We start from the raw sequence: 18,067 nt of genomic DNA, 5'->3' as shown, positions 1-18,067 counted from the left end.
CAGACACCGAGCTGTCGCGTAGCAAACCCTGATCGGGGTGGGAGCGAATTTATTCGCGAAGAGGCCGGAGCACTCTATGCATCTTCATCATTCGAATTACCGCTTTCGCGAATGAATTCGCTCCCACAGAGATTTTGCTTCAAGCCATAAGAGTGCGTTGTTTTTGATGGAAGCTGATCGATGAACCTCAACGAACCCCGCGAGCTGGCGCAATTGCTCGAAGCTTTCCTGCTGGCCTCCGGAAAACCGCAATCGCTGGAGCGCCTGTTCGAGCTTTTTGAGGAAGGTGAACGGCCGGAGCCTGCAGTCTTCAAGAAAGCCCTGGAAGTGCTGCGCAAATCCTGCGAGGGGCGGGCGTTCGAGCTTAAGGAAGTGGCGTCGGGGTATCGCCTGCAGATTCGTGAGCGTTTTTCGCCCTGGGTCGGGCGTCTTTGGGAGGAACGGCCGCAGCGTTATTCCCGGGCGATGCTGGAAACCCTGGCGCTGGTCGCCTATCGCCAGCCGATCACCCGCGGCGAGATCGAAGACGTACGCGGTGTGGCGGTGAACAGCAATATCGTCAAGACCCTGCTGGAGCGGGAGTGGATTCGCGTGGTCGGCTACCGCGATGTGCCGGGCAAACCGGCGATGTTCGCCACCACCAAGGGCTTTCTCGACCACTTCAACCTGAAAAATCTCGACGACCTGCCGCCCCTGGCCGACCTGCGGGAAATGGAGCCGGACCCGATCCTCGATTTCGACGACGCCCCGGTCCCCGCCCATTTGCAAGCCCTGGCCGACGCCAGCCTTGATCCGGACGCCGAAGCCGAAGAACCCGACCCGCCTCGTGACGAAACCAGCTTCCGCAGCCTGCTGGCAGAACTGGACACCATGGAACAGGGTCTCAAGACCGACTTCGATGATTTATTGGTTGAAGAGAAGCCGGAAGACGATCAGGACCTGACTCATTGATGGGTGTGAATTCTGAATTTTGTGGGCGCCGAGTCCTATGGGAGCGAACTTTGTGGGAGCGAATTCATTCGCGAATAGGCCAGTACAGGCAATACATCTCTATCGCCTGAAACACTGCCCTTCGCGGATGAATCCGCACACAACTCCATTCCACAACGGATCCGTATGCTTATGAATGATGGAGAGAGGTTATGAGCACCCCCAAAGACCCCTGCATCAGCGTCTGTAAATTCGACGACGATATCTGTCGCGGCTGCGGGCGCAGCAAGCGTGAGATCAAGGGCTGGAAGAAGATGGACAAGGACGAGAAGCGCGCCGTACTGGTCGAATCGGCCAAGCGCCTGATCCAGCTCAAGGCCACCGGTCGGCGGAAAAAGAAGTAGCCGCGAAATTTTCAACTAGCCTGTGATGCGCAACCGGCGCCATGAGCGTATGATTCGCGACCTTTTGGCGTTTCATACGCGCCTCAGGCTTTCAGAATTTTGCCTCGCCGCTCCATGCGCGGCGCCAGGCTACGGTCACGTCGGTCCTCGACGGGCCATGAATCGACACACCGGGAGGTGTCCAGATGAGCGAAAAAGACAAGCAAGACAGCCAGGAAATCGGACCAGCAGGCGAAAAACTGCAAAAGGTTCTGGCCCGTATCGGCGTGGGTTCGCGCCGGGACGTGGAAACCTGGATCAGCCAGGGCCGGATCAAGGTCAATGGCAAGGATGCGACCCTCGGTCAGCGCGTCGATCTGCACGATGCCATCACCGTTGACGGGCGTGTCATCAAGCGCGAAGAAGCGGCCGAGACGGTCCGTCGCGTGATCATGTACAACAAGCCGGACGGCGAAATCTGCACCCGTGACGACCCGGAAGGTCGTCCGACCGTGTTCGATCGCCTGCCGCGTCCGAAAGAAGGCCGCTGGATCAATATTGGCCGTCTGGACATCAACACCACCGGTTTGCTGATGTTCACCACCGACGGTGAGCTGGCCAACCGCCTGATGCACCCCTCGTTCGAGATGGACCGCGAATACGCCGTGCGCGTACGTGGCGAAGTCGATGACGACATGCTCCTGCGTCTGAAGAACGGCGTGATCCTCGAAGACGGTCCTGCGCGTTTCACCGATATCCAGCAGGCGCCGGGTGGTGAAGGCTTCAACCGTTGGTATCACTGCGTGGTGATGGAAGGTCGCAACCGCGAGGTCCGTCGCCTGTGGGAATCCCAGGGTCTGGTGGTCAGCCGTCTGAAGCGCGTGCGTTACGGGCCGGTGTTCCTCAACTCCGACCTGCCCATGGGCCGCTGGCGCGAAATGAGCCAGCAGGAAGTCGACATTCTCAGTATCGAAGTCGGCCTGACTCCTGTGGCCCAGCCGCAGATGAACGCCAAGACCAAGGACAAGCTCGAGCGCCTGCAACGGCAATCGTCGCGTCCACTGGGCAAGGGCGAGCGTGTACGCACCCTGCGTCCGGCCAAGGACGGCGCTGCACCGGCCGGTCCACGTCCGGCTCGCGAGCCGCGCGTGACCGACACCGAGCGTTCGCGTCCGGCCAGCGTCAAGGGCGAGCGCCCGGCCCGCAAGCCGCGTGAGGATGCGGCCTCGCGTCCGGTGAAAGGTCGCGGTACGCCGGTTGCCGAGCGTCCAAACGAAACCAAGCGTCCGGCCAAGCCGGCAGCGAAGCGTCCAGGCATCTCCCTGGTCGACGACGCGCCGTCGGGCAAACGCCGCGGCCCGCCAGCCGCATCGGGCCAACGCCCGGGCTTCGGTCGCCGCAAGCCGCAATAAGGCTGCAGGCTGAAAAATAAACGCCGGTGTAAAACACCGGCGTTTTTTTTCGCCTGGAATAAAACAACATCTGACTTGAGTCTCGGCTCCCGCACTGCAAACCCAAGCCAGGCAGGCAAGGCCTGGGGCGGCTAATGTGGGAGCGAATTCATTCGCGAAGAGGCCAGTACATCCGATGTATTTTCATCGATTGGAGCACCGCTTTCGCGAATGAATTCGCTCCCACAAAAGCTTGTCACCCTGACACAAGGCAATCCTGACCATCTGTATGGTTTTTCCTACATCCCTGGCGTGTACAATGCGCCGCCTTTTCTCTGGGATTTAAACGCGCAAGCGCATCCCCCAACAACCAGGGCCTACCCGGCCTTGCGGCACTCCGTTGCGTCACGAGCGCAACGGGTTCGATTCCGTCACAGAGAAGAACAATCAGGTGACTATCCATGAGTGAACACATTTCCTCTTCCGGTGAGCTGAAGCGGGGCCTGAAAAACCGCCATATCCAGCTGATCGCCCTCGGCGGCGCCATCGGCACCGGCCTGTTCCTCGGTTCGGCCGGGGTGCTCAAGTCGGCTGGCCCGTCGATGATTCTGGGTTACGCCATTTGCGGCTTCATTGCCTTCATGATCATGCGCCAGCTGGGCGAAATGATCGTTGAAGAGCCCGTGGCCGGCTCCTTCAGCCACTTTGCCCATCAATACTGGGGCGGCTTTGCCGGCTTCCTGTCGGGCTGGAACTGCTGGGTGCTGTATATCCTGGTGGGCATGTCCGAGCTGACGGCCGTGGGTAAATATGTGCACTACTGGTGGCCAGAGATTCCGACCTGGGTCTCGGCGGCAGTGTTCTTCGTGATGATCAACGCCATCAACCTGGCCAACGTCAAAGTCTTTGGCGAGGCCGAGTTCTGGTTTGCCATTATCAAGGTGGTGGCCATCGTCGGCATGATCGCCCTGGGCAGCTACCTGCTGGTCAGCGGCCACGGCGGCCCCCAGGCGGCGGTGAGCAACCTGTGGGAACACGGCGGTTTCTTCCCCAACGGCGTGTCCGGCCTGGTCATGGCCCTGGCGTTTATCATGTTTTCCTTCGGCGGCCTGGAAATGCTCGGCTTTACCGCTGCCGAAGCCGATCAGCCGAAGACGGTGATCCCCAAGGCGATCAATCAGGTGATCTACCGCATCCTGATTTTCTATATCGGCGCCCTGGTCGTTCTGCTGTCGCTGACCCCGTGGGATTCGCTGCTGGCCAGCCTCAATGCCTCCGGCGACGCCTATAGCAGCAGCCCGTTCGTGCAGGTGTTCTCCATGCTGGGCAGCAACACGGCGGCGCATATCCTTAACTTCGTGGTGCTGACCGCTGCCCTGTCTGTGTATAACAGCGGCACCTATTGCAATGCGCGCATGCTGTTCGGCATGGCCGAGCAGGGTGATGCGCCCCAGGCCCTGGCCAAGGTCGACAAGCGCGGAGTGCCGGTGCGGGCGATTCTGGTCTCGGCACTGGTGACCCTGATTGCCGTAGTGCTCAACTACCTGATCCCGCAGCATGCCCTTGAGCTGCTGATGTCTCTGGTGGTGGCCACCCTGGTGATCAACTGGGCGATGATCAGCTACTCGCACCTGAAATTCCGCCAGCACATGCTGCGCATCGGTCAGGTGCCATTGTTCAAGGCGCTGTGGTATCCCTATGGCAACTACCTGTGCCTGGCGTTCGTGGTGTTGATCCTCGGGATCATGCTGATGATCCCCGGCATTCAGGTGTCGGTGTATGCGATTCCGGTCTGGCTGCTGGTCATGTGGGCCTGCTACGGGATCAAGAACAAGCGCAGCGCATCCGCCCTGACGCAGCTTTAGAGAACCACCCATGCTGGTGATTTCCAACAATGTGCATCTGCCCGATGCCGAGATCGAGTTGACCGCCATCCGTGCCCAGGGCGCGGGTGGGCAGAATGTCAATAAGGTCTCGAGTGCGGTGCACCTGCGTTTCGATATCAACGCCTCGTCCTTGCCGCCGTTCTACAAGGAACGGCTGCTGGCCTTGCGTGACAGTCGGATCACCAGCGATGGGGTGATCGTGCTCAAGGCCCAGCAGTACCGGACCCAGGAGCAGAACCGCGCCGATGCCCTGGAGCGCTTGAGCGAGCTGATCGTCAACGCCGCCAAGGTGGAAAAGAAACGTCGCCCGACCAAACCGACCCTGGGTTCCAAGACCCGGCGCCTGGAATCCAAGACCAAGCGCGGCAATATCAAAGCCGGACGGGGCAAGATCGACTTTTAGACTTCTTTGTTCTCGCGCATCACCTGCGCCTGTTTATACAAATAGATGCTCAAGCCCAGCCCGCTCAGGGCCGCCAGGGCCGCGAACAGAAAGATCGAAGCGAAGCCAAAGCCCGCCGCAATGGCCCCGGCCACTGGCCCGGTGATACCCAGGGACAGGTCGATAAACAGCGAATAAGCCCCCACTGCCGCACCGCGACTGGCCGCCGGCACCAGATTCACCGCCTCCACGCCCAAGGCCGGGAAGACCAGGGAGAAGCCAAAGCCGGTCAGCGCCGCACCCGCCAGGGCCAGGCCGGGTGTCGGTGCCAGCCAGAGCAACAGCAGGCCCAGGCTTTCCACCGACAGGCAGGCAATCGCCACGCGAAACCCGCCAAGCCGGTTGATGAAGTTGCCGAACAGCAGCCGCGCACCGATAAAACTGGCGCCGAACAGGCTCAGGCACAGCACCGCATTGGGCCAGCTGTGACTGGCGTAATACAGAGTGATAAAGGTGGCGATGGTGCCGAAACCGATGGAGCCCAATGCCAGGCCCATGCCGTGGGGCAATACCCGGCCCAGCACATGCAGGAATGGCAGACGCTCACCGTGGACGATGGGCGCGGCGGGTTTCTTCAGGGTCAGGAACATGCCCAGAGCGGCCAGCAGGATGATACTGGCACCCATGCTCCACAGCCCCAGGGCGTCGACCAGCAATACCCCCAGCGGCGCGCCGATGGCCAATGCGCCGTAGCTGGCAATACCGTTCCAGGAAATCACTTTGGCAGTATTGGCCGCGCCGACCCGGCCAATGCCCCAGCCAATCGAGCCGGAGCCGACCAGGCTTTCCGCGCTGCCCAATACCAGTCGTCCGAGGAAAATCGCCAGCAGGCTGAGCATCGGCCAGCTCTGAGTCAGTGCCGCCAGCAACATCAATACACCGCTCAAACCGCAGCCGGCGAGGCCGTATTGCACGGCCTTCTTGCTGCCCAGGTTGTCGATGATGCGCCCGGCATAGGGGCGGCTGAGCAGGGTCGCCAGGTATTGCACGCTGATCACCAGCCCGGCGGTAACGGCACCGAAACCCAGGTCGGTGTGCACATAGCCGGGCAGCACCGCCAGGGGGATGCCTATATTCAGGTAGCCAATAAAAGTGAACAGAACAATGGAAACGACCTGCAACGTCACGTCGAGAGGACGTTGCGTGGCGGCGGACTGCGGTTCAGACATGGGTAAATCCAGGAAAGTAAGCCGATCATTAGCAAGCTTGCTAAGTGGCTATGATAGCGGCGCTTTGGACATTGCTGGGTTTGAATTGGAAAAAAAGGTCGAATGCCCCTCTGGTGGGAGCGGATTTATCCGCGAAAGCGGTATGTCTGTGAGGAAAAATGGTGAATGTACCGACGCCTTCGCGGATAAATCCGCTCCCACCGAATGTGTGGGGCAGCAGAGTCAGTCTTCGCTGACAGGTGCAACCAACTGGGTGGTCACCAATGCCGCAAGGGCATTTTCCTGGGTGCCGAAACGGGCGAGCAGGGCGCTCTGTTTTTCCGGGCTCAGGCGGCTCCAGACATTGATCATTTTTTCGGCGGCGTGGATCAGGGCGCTGGCTTGTTTTTCGTCGAATTCGGTCATGGCATTCTTTGGCATTTCAGGCGTATGGAAGCAAAACGAATCCAGCTTCAATACGCCTGAACCATCAGCTTTCAGTTCTTACTGGAAGCTTTTTGGCTCTCTTGAGCCTTTGGTGCTGCTTTCATTGCATTGAGTTGGCCGGATTCGCGTCGGGCCAGGGCAGTTTGCTGCTGTTCATGCAGGCTTGGGAAGGGGAAGTTCGGGATTTCATGCATTGTCATCGCTCCTCACAAGATCTGAAGTTGCAGGATCACGTCGGTTAAGCCGACTTGGTTAGACACTGTGTTCAGAAAGCTCAGGGAGGATAGCGCACTGGAAATGACAATCAGATGTTTAATTTCAGCCGCTGGTCTTCTTTAGTCTCAAGGCGCCATTGCGGCGCCCTGAAATTCGCAGCTCGCTACGATCAGCAAACGGCGGCGATGGCCGCTGCCAATGCGTGCAGACGGGTTGCGTCGATCCCTGCGACGTTGGCGCGACCGGCGTTGACCATGTACACGCTGTGTTCATGGCGCAGACGGGCGACTTGATCGTCGTTGAGACCGGTGTAGGAAAACATCCCGCGTTGCTGCGCGATATGCGCAAAGCGCTGACCCAGACCCAACGGCGTCAGGGCTTGCACCAGGCCGCTGCGCAGTTGCGCGATACGCTGGCGCATCTCTTCCACTTCCTCGGCCCACAGTTGTTTCAGCTCGGCATCTCCGAGAATCTCGGCGACTACCGCCGCGCCATGGTCCGGCGGGTTGGACCACAAGTTGCGGGCGATCGACGACAGTTGGCTGCGCACGTCGAGGGACTTCTCGGCATCGGCGCAGCAGACGATCAGCGCGCCGGTGCGTTCGCGGTACAGGCCGAAATTCTTCGAGCAGGAGCTGGTGATGAGCAATTCCGGCAGCTCGGCGGCAAACAGGCGCGCTGCCCAGGCATCTTCTTCCAGGCCGTCACCGAAGCCCTGATAGGCGAAGTCGATCAATGGCAGCAGGTTGCGTCGACGGACTACTTCGAGAACACGCTTCCAGTCCTCATGCCCCAGATCGAAGCCGGTGGGGTTGTGACAGCAGGCGTGCAGCAGCACCACGTCACCGCTGGGAATGGTCTCGAAGGCGGCGAGCATGGCGTCGACGGTCAGACGGTTTTCCCGGTCGACATACGGGTAGTGGCTGACCTTGAGGCCGGCCTTGGCGAAAATGGTCTCGTGGATCGGCCAGGTCGGATCACTGAGCCAGATGCCACGGCCGGGCAGGCACTCTGCAATGAAGTCGCCGCTCAGACGCAGGGCGCCGGTGCCACCTGGGGTTTGCGTGGCGCTGACGCGTCTGGCAGCGAGCAATGGCGAATTGTCGCCCAGTACCAACTGGCTGATCAGGGTGCCGAAGCGCGGCTCGCCATGGCCGCCGATATAGGTCTTGGTCAACTGCTTGTCGACCAGACGCTGTTCGGCCAGTTTCACCGCGCGGGGAATGGTGGTCAGGCCCTGGGCGTCTTTATAGACACCCACGCCCAGGTCGAATTTGTTCGGGTTGGTATCGTTGGCGTAGGCCTCGATCAATCCCAGAATCGGATCACCCGGCACTCGCTGGATATCGGAGAAATGCATTTACTTGCGGCCCTCGGCATCTTTGGCCACCTCGTCAGTGCGGGCGGCCATGATGAAGTCGTTGCGGTGCAGCCCTTTGATCGAATGGCTCCACCAGGTCACGGTCACCTTGCCCCATTCGGTCAAAAGACCCGGGTGGTGACCTTCGGCTTCGGCAATTTCGCCGACCGCGTTGGTAAACGCCAGCGCAAATTTGAAATTCTTGAATAGAAAGATCTTCTCCAACTGCATCACGCCGTCGCGTACTTCGATATTCCAGTCCGGAATCTGCTTGATCAGCGCGGGCAGTTCCGCCTCGCTGACTTGCGGGGCATCGGCGCGGCAGGCTTCGCAATGGGCTTGGTTGAGAGTCGTCATGGGTCGGGTCCTGTCAGGCGGCGTGAGTTTTGGAGGGTTGAATTTTAGGTGGAAAGGTTGGCGCATGCAGGCCCAACTGCATACCGGTCTGGACCATGGCCATGATGTCCTCATGGGCCAGCTCGAACAAACGCTTGAGATCGGGCAGGACAAAGTACAGCGGTTGCAGGATGTCGATGCGATAGGGCGTGCGCATGGCTTCCAGCGGGTCGAACGGATGATGCGCGGGCTCGGCGGACAGGCTGTAGACCGCCTCTTTCGGTGAGGACAGGATGCCGCCGCCGTAGATGCGCCGGCCTTTTGGCGTGTCCACCAGGCCGAATTCGATGGTCATCCAGTACAGCCGCGCCAGGTAGACCCGCTGTTCCTTGCTCGCACTCAGGCCGAGCTTGCCGTACATGTGGGTGAATTCGCCGAACCAGGGGTTGGTCAGCAGCGGGCAGTGGCCGAATATCTCGTGAAAGATGTCGGGTTCCTGCAGGTAATCCAGTTCTTCCTCGGTGCGAATAAAGGTCGCTACCGGAAAGCGCTTGCTCGCCAGCAGTTCAAAGAAGGTCTGGAAGGGAATCAGTGCCGGAACCCTTTCTACCTGCCAGCCAGTGGTTGCTGCCAGCACGCGGTTGATCTCGTCCAACTGCGGGATGCGCTCGTGGGGCAGGCCCAACAGCTCGATACCGTCCAGGTACTCCTGGCAGGCGCGATCCTTGATGATGTCCAGCTGGCGCGTGATCAGGATGTTCCACACCCGGTGTTCGGCGGGGCTGTAGTGGATGAAACCCTGGGCGTCAGGCTCGCGAGCAACGTAGTGGGTCATGCTGTTCTCCTGCTGCAATGCGCGAAGGATTTGTTGTTCTGATGCAGCAAGAGATAGCGCAAAGACGCGTAGGTTTCAGCCCTGATAGCGGGAGGTCGAGAGTCCGGAGCGGCGTTTTTCGTAACGAAAAGTTTACGTGCGTTGCTAATACCCGCTCGTCGCGAGAATTTTTAACTGTATGTGTCACGAATTCTTGACGGTTAATATGAACCCATTAGAAAAAGTTGCCGTCACAGGGTCGGATCATGCGTATCAAAGTTCATTGTCAAAATCGCATCGGGATTCTGCGTGACATCCTCGATCTGCTGGTGGACTACGGCGTCAACGTTGCTCGTGGCGAGGTCGGCGGTGAACATGGCGACGCCATTTATCTGCACTGTCCGAACCTGATCAACCTGCAATTCCAGGCCCTGCGCCCGCGCTTCGAGGCCATTGCCGGAGTGTTTGGTGTCAAGCGCGTTGGTTTGATGCCCAGCGAGCGGCGGCATATGGAGCTCAATGCCCTGCTCGGCGCTCTGGAGTTTCCGGTGCTGTCCATTGATATGGCCGGGGCCATAGTCGCCGCCAACCGCGCGGCGGCGCAGTTGCTTGGGGTGCGGGTCGATGAGGTGCCGGGGATTGCCCTGTCGAAATATGCCGAGGACTTTGACCTGCCCGAGCTGATTCGCGCCAGTAAATCGCGGATCAACGGTTTGCGGGTCAAGGTGCGTGGTGATGTATTTCTCGCGGATATCGCGCCTTTGCAGTCCGAGCACGACGACAGCGAAGCCCTCGCCGGGGCGGTGCTGACCCTGCACCGCGCCGACCGTGTCGGTGAGCGCATCTACCATGTGCGCAAGCAGGAACTGCGCGGCTTCGACAGCATCTTCCAGAGCTCGAAAGTCATGGCCGCGGTGGTCCGTGAAGCCCGGCGCATGGCGCCATTGGACGCACCTTTATTGATTGAAGGAGAGACCGGCACCGGCAAGGAGCTGCTGGCCCGTGCCTGTCACCTGGCCAGCCCGCGCGGGCAGGCACCGATGATGTCGCTCAACTGCGCCGGGTTGTCGGAATCCATGGCCGAGACCGAGTTGTTCGGCTACGGCCCCGGAGCCTTTGATGGCGCCCGTGCGGAAGGCCGTCTCGGCCTGCTGGAACTCACCGCAGGCGGCACCCTGTTCCTCGACGGTGTGACGGAAATGAGCCCGCGCTTGCAGGCCAAACTGTTGCGCTTTCTGCAAGAAGGCTGCTTTCGCCGGGTCGGCAGCGATGAAGAGGTGTATCTGGATGTGCGGGTCATCTGCGCCACTCAGGTCGATCTGTCCGAACTGTGTGCTCGCGGCGAGTTTCGTCAGGACCTGTATCACCGGCTCAACGTGCTGTCTTTGCATATTCCACCGCTGCGCGAATGCCTCGACGGCCTGGAGCCGCTGGTTCAGCACTTTCTCGATCAAGCCAGCCGCCAGATCGGCTGCCCTCTGCCGAAAATCGCTGATCAGGCGCTGGCGCGGCTGCATCAATACCATTGGCCGGGGAATGTGCGGCAATTGGAGAATGTGTTGTTTCAGGCGGTCTCACTGTGCGAGGGCGGGAGGGTGAAGGCCGAACATATTCGTTTGCCGGATTATGGCGTGGCACAACCCATGGGTAATTTTTCCCTTGAGGGAACATTGGAGGAAGTTGTCGGGCGCTTCGAGCGTTCAGTGTTGGAGCAACTTTATCGCCTGCATCCGAGCAGTCGCCAGTTGGGAAAACGCCTGGGTGTTTCCCATACAACCATTGCCAACAAGTTACGCGATTATGATATTGGTCGAGTCACTTCGGCAAAGGAAGACTCGGCAGATAGTTAAGCGATCAGTTTAAAGTTGATGACGCAAAAAGAAGCACGCCCCGTCGGATCACTCCGCGAGGCGTTTGCACATCCAGACGGTGGATCAGCCGTTGTTGCAACCGCTACCCATGACCTGGTAGGCCATGATGTGCTGCTGACCCTGGGAATCCAGGTAGGTCATGCGCGCCGGTACGACCGAGCAGACATTTGGAACTTCGCTGACGGAAACAACCTTGGCAATATCCGGGTGGCTGGAGTAAGTATATTGCTCGACACGGGCTTGCTGTTGATTAACCTTGGCGCCGGATTCTTCAGCCATTGCAAAAGTGCTGAAGCCACACAGAGCCAATACCAACATTGAAACTTTCATTTTAAATAACCTTCTTTGGTTCGAAAGGGGACACATAACCCTTGTGGGGTTATGTGTGACGCGCTTTGTTTGTTGCTGGATCAACAAGCCATTGTGGGGGCTGTAAGTTGTCAATCATTTGCCGATTTGGCGAGATTGATTCTATGCCTGTGACGAAGAGACATATAGAAACAGTTTTGATAAAGACTATTGAGCATTCCTGCAACAATCCGTTGCGGTGCTTTGGTCGTGGGTCGTTGGGAGGGGTAAATGCAGCCCTGTAGGACTGGCTTTAGGCGCGAGGACGCGCTCCCGGCTAAAGCCGGTCCTACCCTCCGTCTATAGCGAGCACACCCGGTTCCACCTTGCGATAGGGACGAGTATGGTAGTAGCTCTCTGGATTGGTAAGACCATCGTCGAATGGCCCTGAGTGAGCCATCTCGATAAAAAGGTGTCATAAAACAACAACTACCCACCGAGGTAAGAAAGATGAGTGCGGCTTCCCTGTACCCCGTCCGCCCTGAGGTTGCAGCCAACACGCTGACCGACGAGGCGACCTACAAGGCCATGTACCAGCAGTCGGTGGTCAACCCCGATGGTTTCTGGCGCGAGCAGGCCAAGCGCCTGGACTGGATCAAGCCCTTCACCACCGTGAAGCAGACCTCCTTCGACGACCACCGCGTCGATATCAAATGGTTCGCCGACGGCACCTTGAACGTCGCGTACAACTGCCTTGACCGCCATCTGGCCGAGCGTGGCGACCAGATCGCCATTATCTGGGAAGGCGACGATCCTTCCGAGCACCGCAACATCACCTACCGCGAACTGCATGAAGAAGTCTGCAAGTTCGCCAACGCCCTGCGTGGTCAGGACGTGCATCGCGGTGACGTGGTAACCCTTTACATGCCGATGATCCCCGAGGCCGTGGTCGCCATGCTGGCCTGTGCCCGTATCGGCGCGATCCACTCGGTAGTGTTCGGTGGCTTCTCTCCTGAAGCCCTGGCCGGTCGCATCATCGACTGCAAATCGAAAGTGGTCATCACCGCTGACGAAGGCCTGCGGGGCGGCAAGAAGACCCCGCTCAAGGGTAACGTCGACCGCGCCCTGACCAACCCGGAAACCAGCAGCGTGCAGAAAGTCATCGTGTGCAAGCGCACCGGTGGCGATATCGAATGGAACCGCCATCGCGACATCTGGTACCACTCGTTGCTGGAAGTGGCGTCGAGCACCTGCGCGCCGAAAGAAATGGGCGCTGAAGAGTCGCTGTTCATCCTTTACACCTCCGGTTCTACCGGCAAGCCCAAGGGCGTGCTGCACACCACCGCCGGTTACCTGTTATACGCAGCCCTGACCCACGAACGTGTATTCGACTACCGTCCGGGCGAAGTCTACTGGTGCACCGCCGACGTCGGCTGGGTCACCGGCCACAGCTATATCGTCTACGGCCCGCTGGCCAATGGCGCGACCACGCTGCTGTTCGAAGGCATTCCGAACTATCCGGATATCACCCGCGTGTCGAAGGTCATCGACAAGCACAAGGTCAATATCCTCTACACCGCGCCAACCGCCATCCGCGCGATGATGGCCGAAGGCACCAAGGCTGTTGAAGGCGCTGACGGTTCGAGCCTGCGCCTGCTGGGTTCGGTCGGCGAGCCGATCAACCCGGAAGCCTGGAACTGGTACTACAACACCGTTGGCAAGCAACGCTGCCCGATCGTCGATACCTGGTGGCAAACCGAAACCGGTGGCGTGCTGATCAGCCCGCTGCCTGGTGCGACGGCCCTCAAGCCGGGCTCGGCGACCCGTCCATTCTTCGGCGTGATTCCGGCGCTGGTGGACAACCTGGGCAACCTGATCGAAGGTGCGGCCGAAGGCAACCTGGTGATTCTCGACTCCTGGCCGGGTCAGGCGCGTTCGCTGTTTGGCGACCACGACCGTTTCGTCGACACCTACTTCAAGACCTTCCGTGGCATGTACTTCACCGGTGACGGCGCCCGTCGTGATGAAGACGGTTACTACTGGATCACCGGTCGTGTGGACGACGTGCTTAACGTCTCCGGGCACCGCATGGGTACGGCGGAAATCGAAAGCGCCATGGTCGCCCACCCGAAAGTCGCCGAAGCGGCAGTGGTTGGCGTGCCTCACGACCTGAAAGGGCAGGGCATCTATGTCTACGTCACCCTCAACGGTGGCGAAGTGCCGGACGAAGCCCTGCGTGTAGAGCTGCGTAACTGGGTGCGCAAGGAAATCGGTCCGATTGCCTCGCCCGACGTCATTCAGTGGGCACCGGGCCTGCCGAAAACCCGTTCGGGCAAGATCATGCGCCGCATCCTGCGCAAGATTGCCACCGGCGAGTACGATTCCCTGGGCGATATCTCGACCCTGGCCGATCCAGGCGTCGTGCAGCACCTGATCGATACCCACAAGAGCATGAAAGTCGCCTGACGTTCAGCTTTGAAAACGCCCCGCCCGGTGTGAGCCTGGCGGGGCATTTTTATTTGCAGAGCATCCAGGACACACACAAATCTTGTGGGAGCGAGGCTTGTCGGACCGCCGCACCGCCGCGAAGAGGCCAGTACATTCAATACATCTCCTGCGTCTGTCCCATCGCCTTCGCGGGCAAGCCTCGCTCCCACGGGGTTCCGAGTCGTTTGCGGATAACCGCGATTTCGTTGGAGCCGGGCTTGCCCGCGAAGAGGCCGGTTGGCCGTGTGCCTATCCCGATAATTACCGAACTGTTACTGCTGTAACATTGTGTGTAACCGCCTGCACTGATGTGAGGCAAAGCCTCCCAGTTTTGTCGGATTGGTCCCTGTTTTTGGTCTGCGTTTAAACATGGCGATACGCTGCACTTGCCGTATTTCAAGGTGTTGCCAATAATGGGCGCGATTTTTGCTGTTATGATCGGTTGCCTTTCTTTCGCCATGCATAAAATTATGCAGGCTGTCAATCATGCAGGTGCCCGATTCCGGTGCTTCTGTAACTAGTTGTCGCATTGAAGAAATATCGACTTCGACGCTATCGCTAAAATGCCGATCACTCGCCGAGCTGTACCGGACTCCGGTTGCGGTTCTCAGGCGTCGCCAACAAAAGTCATTCCTTCGCATCGCAGGCCTTTTGCCTGTACTGCCATTTGTTTCGCTGTACCGATGGAGTTCTGCAAATGAAAAAGCTCATGCTTCTTGGCGCATTGGCGCTGTCCGTGCTGGCGCAGCCGGTATTCGCCGATGAAAAGCCGCTGAAGATCGGTATCGAAGCCGCTTACCCTCCATTCGCATCCAAGGCGCCGGACGGCAGCATCGTCGGTTTCGACTACGACATCGGCAACGCCCTGTGCGAAGAGATGAAGGTCAAGTGCACTTGGGTCGAGCAGGAGTTCGATGGCCTGATCCCGGCCCTCAAAGTGCGCAAGATCGACGCCATCCTGTCGTCGATGTCGATTACCGAAGAGCGCAAGCAGTCTGTTGATTTCACCAACAAGTACTACAACAGCCCGGCCCGTCTGGTCATGAAGGAAGGCACCGCTGTCAGCGACGGCCTGACCGAACTCAAGGGCAAGAATATCGGCGTGCAGCGCGGCTCGATCCACGAGCGCTTCGCCAAGGAAGTCCTCGCGCCACTGGGTGCCGAGATCAAGCCGTACGGCTCGCAGAATGAAATCTACCTGGACATCGGCGCCGGTCGCCTTGATGGCACTCTGGCCGACGCCACCCTGCTGCAGGACGGTTTCCTCAAGACTGATTCGGGCAAGGGTTATGCCTTCGTAGGTCCGGCCTTCACCGACGCCAAGTACTTCGGCGACGGTATCGGTATTGCGGTACGCAAGGGCGACAGCGCCAACCTCAAGCGCATTAACGACGCCATCGCCGCGATCCGTGCCAATGGCAAGTACAAGGCGATCCAGGACAAGTACTTCGACTTCGATATCTACGGCAAGTAAATCCCGTCGTCATTGATTGTCCGCAATGGCGCAAGCCGCACGCTGGTTGGGCTTGCGCCATTTTCTTTTCCCTCGCTTGAGGACTGCACATCATGTTGAAAGGCTACGGGGCCGTCATCCTCGACGGCGCATGGCTGACGTTGCAGCTGGCCCTGTCTTCCATGGCACTGGCCATTGTCCTCGGCTTGATCGGTGTGGCCCTGCGCCTGTCGCCGGTGCGCTGGCTGGCCTGGCTGGGCGATCTGTATTCGACGGTGATCCGCGGCATTCCCGACCTGGTGCTGATCCTGCTGATCTTCTACGGCGGCCAGGACCTGCTCAATCGCGTCGCGCCGCTGCTCGGTTATGACGACTACATCGATTTGAATCCGCTGCTGGCCGGCATTGGCACCCTGGGCTTTATCTTTGGTGCTTATCTGTCCGAGACCTTCCGCGGTGCGTTCATGGCCATTCCCAAGGGGCAGGCTGAAGCGGGCATGGCCTATGGCATGAGCCCGTTCAACGTGTTTTTCCGCATTCTCGTACCGCAGATGGTCCGCCTGGCGATCCCCGGCTTCACCAATAACTGGCTGGTACTGACCAAGGCCACCGCGTTGATTTCCGTGGTCGGCCTGCAAGACATGATGTTCAAGGCCAAGCAGGCGGCCGACGCCACCCGCGAACCCTTTACCTTTTTCCTCGCAGTGGCCGCGATGTACCTGGTCATCACCAGTGTTTCGCTGTTGGTCCTGCGCCAATTGGAACGACGCTACTCGGTAGGCGTAAGGGCGGCTGACCTATGATGTTCGACTACAACGTGGTCTGGAACAGCCTGCCGCTGTACTTCGGCGGCTTGCTCATCACCCTCAAGCTGCTGGCGATCTCCCTGCTGTTCGGCCTGCTCGCCGCCGTGCCCCTGGGCCTGATGCGCGTCTCCAAAAAACCACTGGTGAACATGAGCGCCTGGCTCTACACCTATGTGATTCGCGGCACGCCGATGCTGGTGCAACTGTTCCTGATCTATTACGGCCTGGCCCAGTTCCAGGCAGTGCGCGACAGTATCTTCTGGCCTTGGCTGTCCAGCGCGACCTTCTGCGCCTGCCTGGCCTTCGCCATCAACACCAGCGCCTATACCGCCGAAATCATCGCTGGCAGCCTCAAGGCCACGCCCGCCGGGGAGATCGAAGCGGCCCGGGCGATGGGCATGTCCAAGGCCAAAATGTACCGCCGGATCCTGCTGCCTTCGGCCCTGCGCCGGGCGCTGCCGCAGTACAGCAACGAAGTGATCATGATGCTGCAGACCACCAGTCTGGCTTCCATCGTCACGTTGATGGACATCACCGGCGCGGCCCGTGAGGTCAATGCCAAGTATTACCTGCCGTTCGAGGCCTATATCACGGCAGGCGTGTTCTATCTGTGCCTGACATTCATCCTGGTGCGGTTGTTCAAGCGGGCGGAACGTCGCTGGCTGGGCTACCTCGCTCCGCGAAAGGGCTGACCCATGCAAAGAATCGATCATGTATTGCCCTGGAGCACCCTGGGCAGCGAACGTCGCCTGAGTGTGTTCCGCTTCGGCCACGGTGAGCGCAAGGCCTATATCCAGGCCAGCCTGCACGCCGACGAACTGCCCGGCATGCGCACCGCCTGGGAATTGAAGAAACGCCTGACCGAGCTTGAAGCACAAGGCTTGCTCAAGGGCGTGATCGAATTGGTTCCCGTGGCCAACCCCATGGGCCTGGGCCAGTTGCTGCAAGGCTCGCATCAGGGGCGTTTCGAGTTTGGCAGCGGACGCAATTTCAATCGTGATTTCTGCGAGCTGAGCGGGCCGGTGGCTGAGCGTCTGAACGGTCAACTGGGCGATGATCCCCACGCCAATATTCAGCTGATTCGTCAGGCCATGGCTGATGTCCTGGCCGATCTGCCGCCTGCCCAGAGCCAGTTGCAGGGCATGCAGCGGGTTCTGCTCAGTCATGCCTGTACCGCTGATGTGGTACTGGATCTGCATTGTGATGCCGAGGCTGCGCTGCATATGTATGCGTTGCCACAGCACTGGCCGCAGTGGCGCTCCCTGGCCGCCCACCTGGGCATGAGCGTCGGCCTGCTGGCGGAAGATTCCGGCGGCAGCTCCTTTGACGAAGCCTGTTCGTTGCCGTGGCTGCGCCTGTCGCGCACCTTTCCCGAGGCGGCGATCCCCCTGGCCTGCCTGGCCACGACCCTGGAACTGGGTGGCCAGGCCGATACCGGCAAGGACGACGCCGAGGCCCATGCCGCAGGCATCCTCGCCTTCCTCGCCGAACAGGGGCTGATCGGCGGTGACTGGCCGCAGCCTGAGCGCGAAGCGTGCGAAGGCATGCCGTTCGAAGGCACCGAACTGCTGTATGCGCCGCATCCGGGCGTCGTCACCTTCCTGCGCCCGGCCGGTGCCTGGGTCGAGGTCGGCGAGCCGTTGTTCGAAGTCATCGACCCGCTGTCCGATCAGGTCAGCATCGTCTGCACTCAAACTGCCGGGGTGGTCTATGCCATCGAGCGGCTTCGTTATGCCCAACCGGGTTTCTGGCTGGCGAAAGTGGCGGGGCGCACGGCGCTGCGTCATGGCCGTCTGCTCAGCGACTGAT

At 59.7% G+C, this 18,067-nt stretch carries 18 protein-coding genes; 11 read left to right on the top strand and 7 right to left on the bottom strand.

Annotated elements, in window-relative coordinates:
* Positions 1-180: 180 nt before the first annotated feature.
* From scpB to arfB, 5 genes are all read left to right on the top strand, one after another.
* Entirely contained in the window at positions 181-951 is a 771-nt protein-coding gene (scpB, locus tag M2401_RS20885; protein WP_259105707.1) for an SMC-Scp complex subunit ScpB, read from the top strand.
* Positions 952-1,142: 191 nt separating this feature from the next.
* Positions 1,143-1,334: a DUF1289 domain-containing protein gene (locus M2401_RS20880; protein ID WP_259105706.1), complete on the top strand. Its 192-nt coding sequence runs from the start codon at positions 1,143-1,145 to the stop codon at positions 1,332-1,334.
* Between the two features lie 185 nt (positions 1,335-1,519).
* Positions 1,520-2,725: a 23S rRNA pseudouridine(2605) synthase RluB gene (gene rluB / locus M2401_RS20875; protein ID WP_259105705.1), complete on the top strand. Its 1,206-nt coding sequence runs from the start codon at positions 1,520-1,522 to the stop codon at positions 2,723-2,725.
* Between the two features lie 440 nt (positions 2,726-3,165).
* Positions 3,166-4,569 carry an amino acid permease gene (locus M2401_RS20870; RefSeq protein ID WP_259105704.1) on the top strand — a complete coding sequence of 468 codons (1,404 nt, stop codon included), beginning with the start codon at positions 3,166-3,168 and terminating at the stop codon, positions 4,567-4,569.
* Between the two features lie 10 nt (positions 4,570-4,579).
* Complete coding sequence (gene arfB / locus M2401_RS20865; protein WP_259105702.1) at positions 4,580-4,993, top strand: alternative ribosome rescue aminoacyl-tRNA hydrolase ArfB; 414 nt, start codon at positions 4,580-4,582, stop codon at positions 4,991-4,993.
* Here the strand turns inward: arfB and M2401_RS20860 are convergent.
* The 6 genes from M2401_RS20860 to phhA form a co-directional block, all read right to left on the bottom strand.
* Positions 4,990-6,201: an MFS transporter gene (locus M2401_RS20860; RefSeq protein WP_259105700.1), complete on the bottom strand. Its 1,212-nt coding sequence runs from the start codon at positions 6,199-6,201 to the stop codon at positions 4,990-4,992. The genes arfB and M2401_RS20860 overlap by 4 nt on opposite strands.
* Before the next feature lie 222 nt (positions 6,202-6,423).
* Positions 6,424-6,606 (bottom strand): hypothetical protein, encoded by a 183-nt coding sequence (locus M2401_RS20855; RefSeq protein ID WP_259105699.1) that lies wholly within the window; start codon positions 6,604-6,606, stop codon positions 6,424-6,426.
* 71 nt (positions 6,607-6,677) lie between these two features.
* Positions 6,678-6,821: a hypothetical protein gene (locus tag M2401_RS20850; RefSeq protein WP_259105697.1), complete on the bottom strand. Its 144-nt coding sequence runs from the start codon at positions 6,819-6,821 to the stop codon at positions 6,678-6,680.
* 191 nt (positions 6,822-7,012) lie between these two features.
* Entirely contained in the window at positions 7,013-8,203 is a 1,191-nt protein-coding gene (locus M2401_RS20845) for an amino acid aminotransferase (RefSeq protein WP_259105695.1), read from the bottom strand.
* A complete protein-coding gene (locus M2401_RS20840; RefSeq protein ID WP_259105693.1) occupies positions 8,204-8,560 on the bottom strand; it encodes a 4a-hydroxytetrahydrobiopterin dehydratase in 357 nt (118 codons plus the stop codon).
* Between the two features lie 13 nt (positions 8,561-8,573).
* On the bottom strand, positions 8,574-9,374 hold the full coding sequence (gene phhA, locus M2401_RS20835; RefSeq protein ID WP_259105692.1) for a phenylalanine 4-monooxygenase: 801 nt from the start codon (positions 9,372-9,374) through the stop codon (positions 8,574-8,576).
* Between the two features lie 245 nt (positions 9,375-9,619).
* Here phhA and M2401_RS20830 point away from each other — a divergent pair, with 245 nt between their 5' ends.
* Complete coding sequence (locus M2401_RS20830; protein ID WP_259105691.1) at positions 9,620-11,203, top strand: sigma-54-dependent transcriptional regulator; 1,584 nt, start codon at positions 9,620-9,622, stop codon at positions 11,201-11,203.
* Between the two features lie 84 nt (positions 11,204-11,287).
* Here the strand turns inward: M2401_RS20830 and M2401_RS20825 are convergent, their stop codons facing one another.
* On the bottom strand, positions 11,288-11,554 hold the full coding sequence (locus M2401_RS20825) for a DUF2790 domain-containing protein (RefSeq protein WP_259105689.1): 267 nt from the start codon (positions 11,552-11,554) through the stop codon (positions 11,288-11,290).
* 468 nt (positions 11,555-12,022) lie between these two features.
* On the opposite strand from M2401_RS20825, the gene acs reads away from it, so the two are divergent.
* From acs to M2401_RS20800, 5 genes are all read left to right on the top strand, one after another.
* A complete protein-coding gene (gene acs, locus M2401_RS20820) occupies positions 12,023-13,978 on the top strand; it encodes an acetate--CoA ligase (RefSeq protein WP_259105687.1) in 1,956 nt (651 codons plus the stop codon).
* Between the two features lie 718 nt (positions 13,979-14,696).
* The gene (locus tag M2401_RS20815) at positions 14,697-15,473 is read left to right on the top strand and encodes an ABC transporter substrate-binding protein (protein ID WP_259105684.1); all 777 of its coding nucleotides are present in this window, start codon (positions 14,697-14,699) and stop codon (positions 15,471-15,473) included.
* Between the two features lie 92 nt (positions 15,474-15,565).
* Positions 15,566-16,255, top strand: a complete 690-nt coding sequence (locus M2401_RS20810) for an ABC transporter permease (protein WP_259105682.1) — start codon at positions 15,566-15,568, stop codon at positions 16,253-16,255.
* Positions 16,252-16,950, top strand: coding sequence for an ABC transporter permease (locus M2401_RS20805; RefSeq protein WP_259105680.1), 699 nt, complete (start codon positions 16,252-16,254; stop codon positions 16,948-16,950). Before M2401_RS20810 ends, M2401_RS20805 begins: the two co-directional genes overlap by 4 nt.
* A 3-nt stretch (positions 16,951-16,953) precedes the next feature.
* Positions 16,954-18,066, top strand: a complete 1,113-nt coding sequence (locus tag M2401_RS20800; RefSeq protein WP_259105678.1) for a succinylglutamate desuccinylase/aspartoacylase family protein — start codon at positions 16,954-16,956, stop codon at positions 18,064-18,066.
* Position 18,067: the final 1 nt, after the last annotated feature.

Origin of the sequence: Pseudomonas sp. JUb42 (assembly GCF_024807945.1) — a bacterium.
Taxonomy (GTDB): Bacteria; Pseudomonadota; Gammaproteobacteria; order Pseudomonadales; family Pseudomonadaceae; genus Aquipseudomonas.
This window is presented reverse-complemented; position numbering and strand designations above follow the sequence as displayed.